This window comes from Bradyrhizobium sp. 1 (genome assembly GCF_023073315.1).
In the GTDB taxonomy this organism is placed as follows: Bacteria; Pseudomonadota; Alphaproteobacteria; order Rhizobiales; family Xanthobacteraceae; genus Bradyrhizobium.
Window position 1 is genome coordinate 278,719 of the sequence record NZ_JADPJH010000002.1, and the last position, 8,161, is coordinate 286,879.

The 8,161-nt window shown below is 63.6% G+C and carries 7 protein-coding genes; all 7 read right to left on the reverse strand.

Annotated elements, in window-relative coordinates:
- Positions 1-3: 3 nt before the first annotated feature.
- Positions 4-834, reverse strand: a complete 831-nt coding sequence (locus IVB29_RS01205) for a carbohydrate ABC transporter permease (RefSeq protein WP_247501561.1) — start codon at positions 832-834, stop codon at positions 4-6.
- A 4-nt stretch (positions 835-838) separates the two neighbouring features.
- Positions 839-1,711 carry a sugar ABC transporter permease gene (locus IVB29_RS01210; protein ID WP_247501562.1) on the reverse strand — a complete coding sequence of 291 codons (873 nt, stop codon included), beginning with the start codon at positions 1,709-1,711 and terminating at the stop codon, positions 839-841.
- A gap of 92 nt (positions 1,712-1,803) precedes the next feature.
- Positions 1,804-3,114 (reverse strand): sugar ABC transporter substrate-binding protein, encoded by a 1,311-nt coding sequence (locus IVB29_RS01215; protein WP_247501563.1) that lies wholly within the window; start codon positions 3,112-3,114, stop codon positions 1,804-1,806.
- A 309-nt stretch (positions 3,115-3,423) separates the two neighbouring features.
- Positions 3,424-4,374, reverse strand: coding sequence for a sugar-binding domain-containing protein (locus tag IVB29_RS01220; RefSeq protein WP_247501564.1), 951 nt, complete (start codon positions 4,372-4,374; stop codon positions 3,424-3,426).
- Between the two features lie 4 nt (positions 4,375-4,378).
- A complete protein-coding gene (locus tag IVB29_RS01225; protein ID WP_247501565.1) occupies positions 4,379-5,044 on the reverse strand; it encodes an HAD family hydrolase in 666 nt (221 codons plus the stop codon).
- 290 nt (positions 5,045-5,334) lie between these two features.
- A complete protein-coding gene (gene mmsB, locus IVB29_RS01230; RefSeq protein WP_247501566.1) occupies positions 5,335-6,525 on the reverse strand; it encodes a multiple monosaccharide ABC transporter permease in 1,191 nt (396 codons plus the stop codon).
- Positions 6,522-8,093 (reverse strand): multiple monosaccharide ABC transporter ATP-binding protein, encoded by a 1,572-nt coding sequence (gene mmsA, locus IVB29_RS01235; RefSeq protein WP_247501778.1) that lies wholly within the window; start codon positions 8,091-8,093, stop codon positions 6,522-6,524. Before mmsA ends, mmsB begins: the two co-directional genes overlap by 4 nt.
- Between the last annotated feature and the right edge of the window lie 68 nt (positions 8,094-8,161).

The following is an 8,161-nucleotide window of genomic DNA, read 5'->3' on the forward strand; positions in this document are numbered from 1 at the left end:
TTCTTACTTTACCGCGCCGAAGGTGAGCCCGCGCACGAGCTGCTTCTGGCTGAACCAACCGAGGACGAGAATGGGCGCGATCGCCAGCGTCGAGGCCGCCGACAGCTTTGCCCAGAACAGCCCTTCCGGACTCGAATAGGACGCGATGAACGTGGTGAGCGGCGCAGCTTCCGAGGTCGACAGATTCAGCGTCCAGAACGCCTCGTTCCACGCGAGGATCAGGTTCAGCAGCATGGTCGACGCCAAGCCCGGGATCGCCATCGGCGTCAGCACGTAGACGAGCTCACGGCCGATGGTGGCGCCATCCATGCGCGCGGCTTCGAGGATGTCGCGCGGGATCTCCTTGAAATAGGTGAAGAGCATCCAGATCACGATCGGCAAATTGCCGAGGCAGAGGATGAAGACGAGGCCGATGCGGGAATCGAGCAGGCCGAAAGTCTTGAAGATCAGGTAGATCGGCACCAGCACGCCGACCGGCGGCATCATCTTGGTCGAGAGCATCCAGAGCAGGATGTCCTTGGTGCGCCTGGTCGGCGAGAACGCCATCGACCACGCCGCGGGGATCGCGATCAGGAGCGCGATCAAGGTCGAGCCGCCGGCGATGATGATCGAGTTCAGCGCGTGGTGGAAATAGTCGCTGCGCTCCTGCACGGTGGCGTAATTCTCTGTCGTCCAATGGAAGAACAGGAAGGACGGCGGGATCGCGAAGGCCTCGAGCTCGGTCTTGAAGCTCGCCAGCACCATCCACAGGATCGGGAAGAAGATCAGGAAGCCGAAGAACCACGCCCCGATCGTCGAGACCACCACCCGCCGCGTCGTTGACTTGCGCGCCATGATTTCAGGCTTCCAGATTGCGGCCGACGATGCGGACCAGGAAGAAGGCGACGATGTTGGCGATCACGACAGCGACGAGCCCGCCCGCCGAGGCGGTGCCGACATCGTACTGGATCAGTGCCTGCGAATAGATCAGGAAGGCGATGTTGGTGGTCGACAATCCGGGGCCACCGCCCGTGGTGACGTAGATCTCCGCGAAGACGGTGAGCAGGAAGATGGTCTCGATCAGGATCACCACCGTGATCGGGCGCGCCAGATGCGGCAGCGTGATGTAGATGAAGGTCGAGATGGCGCTGGCGCCGTCCATCTCGGCGGCCTCCTTCTGCTCCTCGTCGAGCGACTGCATCGCGGTGAGCAGGATCAGGGTCGCAAACGGCAGCCATTGCCAGGACACGATCAGGATCACGGCCAACAGCGGCGCATCGGTGAACCAGTCGATCGGGGTGAGCCCGAACACCGAAGCGATCCAGGCAAACAGCCCGGAGACCGGATGCATCAGCAGGTTCTTCCAGACCAGCGCGCTCACCGTGGGCATCACGAAGAACGGCGCGATCACCATCAGCCGGACGACATTGAGGCCGATCACGGGTTGATCCAGCAGCAGCGCCAGGGGAATCCCGAGCAGGACGGTCAGCGCCAGCACGGAGCCGACCAGCACCAGCGTGTTCTGGAGCGAGGCGAGGAAGGCGGGATCGGTGAGGAAGTAGCGGAAGTTTTCAAGGCCCACGAACGATTCAGAGCCGGGATCGAGCAGGCTGTAATGCAGCGTCGAGAAATAGATCGTCAGCGCAAGCGGGACGATCATCCAGATAAACAGGAGCCCGACGGCCGGCGTCAGGAGCGAGCGCGCAAGAAGCTGCGTCTGCCGGGTTGCCATCCCTAACTTCTCCGCTTGGGGAAGAAGGCGGCCATCCATCCGGGGCTGGGCTGGTGGATGGCCGCCAGTTTGAGCTCAGGGAGAGCTCGGGTTCACTTGATGTAGCCGGCGCGCTTCATCTCGCGCTCGGTCACCGATTGCGCCGCGGTGAGCGCGGCATCGACCGTCATCGATCCCGCGAGCGCGGCCGAGAATTGCTGGCCGACCTGCGTGCCGATGCCCTGGAATTCCGGGATCGCCGCATATTGCACGCCGACATAAGGCACCGGCTTCACCGTCGGCTTGTTCGGATCGGCGGCATCGATCGAGGCCAGCGTCAGTTTGGCGAACGGTGCGACCTTCAGATAGTCGGGGTTCTGGTAGAGCGAGGTGCGCGTGCCTGGCGGCACGTTGGCCCAACCCTCCTTCGACGCCACCAGCTTGGTGTAATCCTTGCTCGTCGCCCAGGCGATGAACTTTTCCGCGGCTTCCGTCTTCTTCGAGCCGGCGGGGATGGCGAGATTCCACGCCCACAGCCAGTTGGCATTCTTGCCAAGGCCCGTATTGGGCGCGAGTGCAAAGCCGACCTTGTCGGCGACCTTGGAGTCCTTCGGATTGGTGACGAAGGATGCCGCGACCGTGGCGTCGATCCACATCGCGCACTTGCCGGCGTTGAACAGCGCGAGGTTCTCGTTGAATCCGTTGGAGCTCGCACCGGGAGGGCCGGAATCCTTCATCAGGTTGACGTAGGTCGTGAGCGTCGCCTTCCATTCCGGCGTGTTGAACTGCGGCTCCCACTTCTCGTCGAACCAGCGCGCGCCGTAGGAATTGGCCATCGCCGAGAGGAACGCCATGTTCTCGCCCCAGCCGGCCTTGCCGCGCAGGCAGATGCCATATGTGCCTGCGCTCTTGTCGGTCAGCTTCTTGGCGGCGTCGATGACGAAATCCCAGCTCGGCTTTTCCGGCATCTTCAGGCCGGCCTTGTCGAACAGATCGGTGCGGTACATCACCATCGAGCTCTCACCGTAGAACGGCGCGGCATAGAGCTTGCCGTCGGCGGAGACGGCATCCTTGATCTTCGGCAGCAGGTCGGCGACGTCGTAATCGGCGCCGAGATTGGCGAGCGGCACCAGCCAGCCCTTCTTGGCCCAGATCGGCACCTCATAGGTGCCGATGGTGAGCACGTCGAACTGGCCACCCTTGGTGGCGATGTCGGTGGTGACGCGCTGGCGCAGCACGTTCTCCTCCAGCGTCACCCATTTGACCGTGATGTCGGGGTTCTTCTTGGTGAATTCAGCCGTCAGCCCCTGCATGCGGATCATGTCGCCATTGTTGACGGTGGCGATCGTCAGGGTCGTTTCGGCCATCGCAGGGACAGCCAGCAGGATGGACGCGCCGCAGACGGCGCCGAGGACGAGTTTCACGGTGACCTCCCTAAGCTCGCGCTTTTGAGCATATGCCCACGCGTTGGGCGTATGTTCAACTTATGGCGGAGGTATTGTCAAGCAGGCGGGAGGGTGTTCCCGCAACTTATGAGTGCTGCGGTGCGATACCCTCCCCGTCATGCCCCGCGAAGGCGGGGCATCCAGTACTCCGTTCCGTCTGTTGGTTTGCCTCAAGGGGGCCGCAGCGCACTGGATCGTCCGCCCCAGTGCGCAATTGCGCACAAGGCGGACGATGACAGCGGCGTGGAGAGACCCGCTGCCTCGCCGCCACGCTGAAAAAGCGAATGCCTACCGTTCCAGGATAGCCGTTGCCGTCGTCTCGTCCGTGATCAGGCCGTTGATCAGGCGCCCGTTCAGCGCCGCCGTAATCGCCTGCACCTTGGCCGCGCCGATCGCAGCGCCAATCGTCGTGGTCTTCGCCGGCACTTCCGGCGGAATGCTGGTCAGGCGCTTGTTGGTGCCGGCCTTGAGCAGGCGGCCCTTGGAATCATAGGCCCAGCCGGTGATCTCGCCGATGGCGCCCTGCCGCATCATCTCGAACAATTCGTCGCGGGTGACGAAGCCATCGACATGGACCTGGGCCTTCTGATCCATCTGGCCGATGCCGACGAGGCGCAAATCCGCCTTGGCTGCGACCGCCTTCACCTTCGCGATTGGCTCGATCCGCACCATCTTGTTGCGCTCGTCTTCCGAGGACATCAGGAACGGCAGCGGCATCGGATAATGCCGCGCGCCGGTGCGATCGGCGAGCCGGCCGACCGTGTCGTAGAAGCTCGCCGAGCCGTCGGCGGAGATGTTGCCGACCAGCGAGACGATCTGGTGGTTGGGCCGGTCGATCGGCGTGACGCGCTCGACCGCTGCGCGCACCGCCCGCCCCGTGCCGAGCGCGACGATCACGGGCGTCTCCGAGCGCAGCGTCGCGTCGAGCAGATTGGCGCATCGTTCCGCGATGCCAGCTGTGGCCTGCGGCGCGGCAGGATCAGCAGGCACCACTTCGCAATGGCTGAGGTCAAACCGCTCCTTCAGGCGCGCGGCCAATTCCATGCAGGCGGCGATGGGATGTTCGAGCCTGAACGTGATGAGCCGCTCGGCAAGGCACAGCGAGACCAGCCGCTGCGCCGACGCACGCGAGACCTGAAGCATTTTTGCGATCTCGTCCTGGGTGTGGCCGGCAATGAAATAGAGCCAGCCGGCGCGCGCGGCATCGTCGAGTCTGGATTTGTCGTTCTCGGCGGCCAAGGCGTCACGCCCCCTTCCAGAAATCGCTCATCTGCGCGAAGACCCGATCGGCTCCGGCGCCGGACAATATAGCCTGCCCGTCGCGCCCGCGATAATGGCTGCCGCCGACAAATCCCCAGACCATCATGCCGGCTGCCTTGGCCGCCTGCACACCGCTGACGCTGTCCTCTATCACCAGCGTGCGCGCGGGTTGCACGCCCATCTTGTCAGCCGCGTAAAGGAAGAGATCCGGCGCGGGCTTGCCGTGCGCGACCATTTGCGCGGTGTAGATCCGGTCGCCGAAATGCGGCGCGAGGCCGGTCAGCTTCAACGACAGCGCGACGCGGTCGAAATCACTCGACGAAGCCACGCAAGATGGCGCGCGCAAGCCGGACAGGACTGTATCGACATCTGGAATCGGCTGGAGCGCCCTCTCGAAGGCGATCAGCACGCGCGACTTCAGCCGAAGCGGAAAATCGACCGGCACCATTTGGCCGAGCTCGCAATAATGCTGCGTGACCGCGCCCGTGCTTCTCCCGAGGAACAGCTCGAGCGCCTGAGCAAGTGTCAGCGATATCCCAAATTCGGACAGCGCGTCGGAGAGGCACTGGCAGCTCAGCAGCTCGCTGTCGACGAGCACGCCGTCGCAATCGAAAATGACGAGATCAGGCTTTGGCCGGATTTGGTCCATCCCGGCATACGATCATATACCCAGTTGATGGGCAATAGTTCAGCCGGGGAACACGACGCCGCGTGCCCTTGTTCAATGGGCCACCTGCCGGTAGATCGCCCGCAACGCCGGGCCAGCCTCTCCGTCGCGATCGCGACGGTGCTGTTCACGACGCAATAATTCGTAGGGTGGGTTAGCGAAGCGTAACCCACCACCTTCGTTTCCGCGGAAACAGAAGTGGTGGGTTACGCCAGCGGACTGCGCTTCGCGAAGCCGCGGGGCTAACCCACCCTACGGCACTCCCGATGCGTTTATCGTCGCTGATTGTACACGTCGATGCACACCGCTCCCAGCAGCACCAGGCCCTTGATGACCTGCTGATAGTCGATGCCGATGCCGAGGATGGACATGCCGTTGTTCATCACGCCCATGATCATGGCGCCGACCACGGCGCCGCCGACGCGCCCGACGCCGCCATAGGCCGAGGCGCCGCCGATGAAGCAGGCCGCGATGACGTCGAGCTCGAAGCCCAATCCCGCCTTCGGTGTCGCGGTGTTGAGGCGCGCGGCGAAGACGAGGCCGGCAAGGGCTGCCAGCACGCCCATGTTGACGAAGGTGAGGAAGGTCAGCCGCTCGGTCTTGATGCCCGACAGGCTTGCCGCCTTGGCGTTGCCGCCGACCGCGTAGATCTGCCGGCCGATCACGGTGCGGCGGGTGACGAAGCCGTAGAGCGCGATCAGCGCGCCCATGATCACCAGCACGTTGGGCAGGCCGCGATGCGAGGCGATCAGATAGGTGAAATAGAGCACGGCACAGGCCAGCAAAATGCTCTTGCCGAGGAAGAACGCGTAGGGCTCGACCTCGATGCCGTGCGACAGTTCGCGCGACCTTCCCCTGGCGCTGGCGTAAACGAGGCCCAGCGCGAGCACCGCACCGATCAGCATCGAGGTCGGATGCAGCGTGCCGGCCTCGGGCAATATCTCCGGAATGAAGCCGGAGGACAGCTTTTGGAAGGTCGCCGGGAACGGTCCGAGCGACTGGCCCTGCAACACCGCAAGCGCAAGCCCCTTGAACACCAGCATGCCCGCCAAGGTGACGATGAAGGACGGGATCTTGAAATAGGCCACCCAATAACCCTGCGCCGCGCCAATGGCAGCGCCGACCACGAGGCAGACGATGAAGGCGAGCGTGTAATCGACCTTGTAGGTCACCATCAGCACGGCAGCGACCGCACCGACGAAGCCCGCGACCGAGCCGACCGAGAGGTCGATGTGCCCGGTCACGATCACCAGCAGCATGCCCAGCGCCATGATGACGATGTAGCTGTTCTGCAGCACCAGATTGGTGAGGTTGAGCGGCTGCAGCAGCGTGCCGCCGGTCATGACCTGGAAGAACAGCATGATCGCGATCAGCGACATCAGCATGCCGTAATTGCGCAGATTGTTCTTGATGAAGCTGCCGTGCCGGCGCTCCTCGGGCAGCGAAACCGTCTTGTCGGTCATGGCTGCGATCCTCCCATCTCCGCGGCCTCAGGCACGCTGTTGCTTCGTTCGTTGCGCATGATGGCGCGCATGATCTTTTCCTGCGTCGCATCGAGGCCCTTGAACTCGCCGACGAAGGCGCCGTCGTTCATGACGCAGATGCGGTCGCAGATACCGAGCAGCTCGGGCATCTCCGAGGAGATCACCACGACGCCGCGGCCGGCTTCCGCAAGCTCGTTGATGATACAGTAAATCTCGTATTTGGCACCGACGTCGATGCCCCTGGTCGGCTCGTCCAGGATCAGCACTTTTGGGTCGGTCATCAGCCATTTCGACAGCACGACCTTTTGCTGGTTCCCGCCGGAGAGCTGGCCGGTCTCCTGGTAGACGTCGGAGCAGCGGATGCGCATCCGGTTGCGGTAGTCGCTGGCAACCTTCAGCTCGGCGATGTCGTCGATCACCCGCCCCGGCGCGACCTGCTTGAGGCTCGCGAGCGTGATGTTCTTGCGGACGTCGTCGGCGAGGATCAGCCCGAGCTGCTTGCGGTCCTCGGTAACATAGGCAAGGCCCGCATCGATCGCAGCCGCGACGCTCGTCAGCGCGATCTCACGGCCTTCGAGGCGGATACGGCCGCTGATATTGCTGCCCCAGGAGCGGCCGAACAGGCTCATGGCAAACTCGGTGCGGCCGGCGCCCATCAGCCCTGCAATGCCGACGACCTCGCCGCGCCTGACACTGAAATCGAGGTTCTTGATCACCTGCCGCTCGGGATGAATGGGGTGATAGACCGACCAGTTCTCGACGGTGAGGACAGGATCGCCGATTTTCGCGTTGCGCTCGGGAAAGCGATGGGCGAGATCGCGGTTGACCATGCTGCGGATGATGCGGTCTTCCTGGATCGGCTCGGCGCGGCAATCGATGCTGTCGACGGTGCGGCCGTCGCGCAGCACGGTGATGTGGTCGGCGACCTTGGCGACCTCGTTGAGCTTGTGCGAGATCAGGATCGAGCCGATGCCCTGCGCGCGGAACGCCATCAGGCGTTCGAGCAGCGCGGCGCTGTCGGCCTCGTTCAAACTCGCGGTCGGCTCGTCAAGGATCAGCATCCGCACCCGCTTGGACAGCGCCTTGGCGATCTCGACCAGTTGCTGCTTGCCGACGCCGAGATCGGTGATCAGCGTATCAGGGGATTCCTTCAGGCCGACCTGCGCGAGCAGCTCGCGCGTGCGCCGGTAGACCTCGTCGCGGTCGATCACGCCGAGCTTTGACGGCGGATGCGACAGAAAAATGTTTTCCGCGATCGACATCAGCGGGATCAGCGCGAGCTCCTGGTGGATGATGATGATGCCGAGCGCCTCGGAATCATTGATGTCGCGGAAGCGCCGCTCCTCACCGTCAAAGACGATGGTGCCCTCGTAGCTGCCCGCGGGATAGACGCCGCTCAGCACCTTCATCAGCGTCGACTTGCCGGCGCCGTTCTCGCCGACAAGGGCGTGGATTTGGCCGGCCTGAACCGAGAAGTTGACGTCGCGCAGCGCCTGGACGCCTGCAAAGCTCTTGCTGACGTTGCGCATTTCCAGCATGGCGGTCATCGCATCTTGTCCCATCCGTTGCTTCACCTCGCCCCGCTTGCGGGGAGAGGTCGATCGCGAAGCGATCG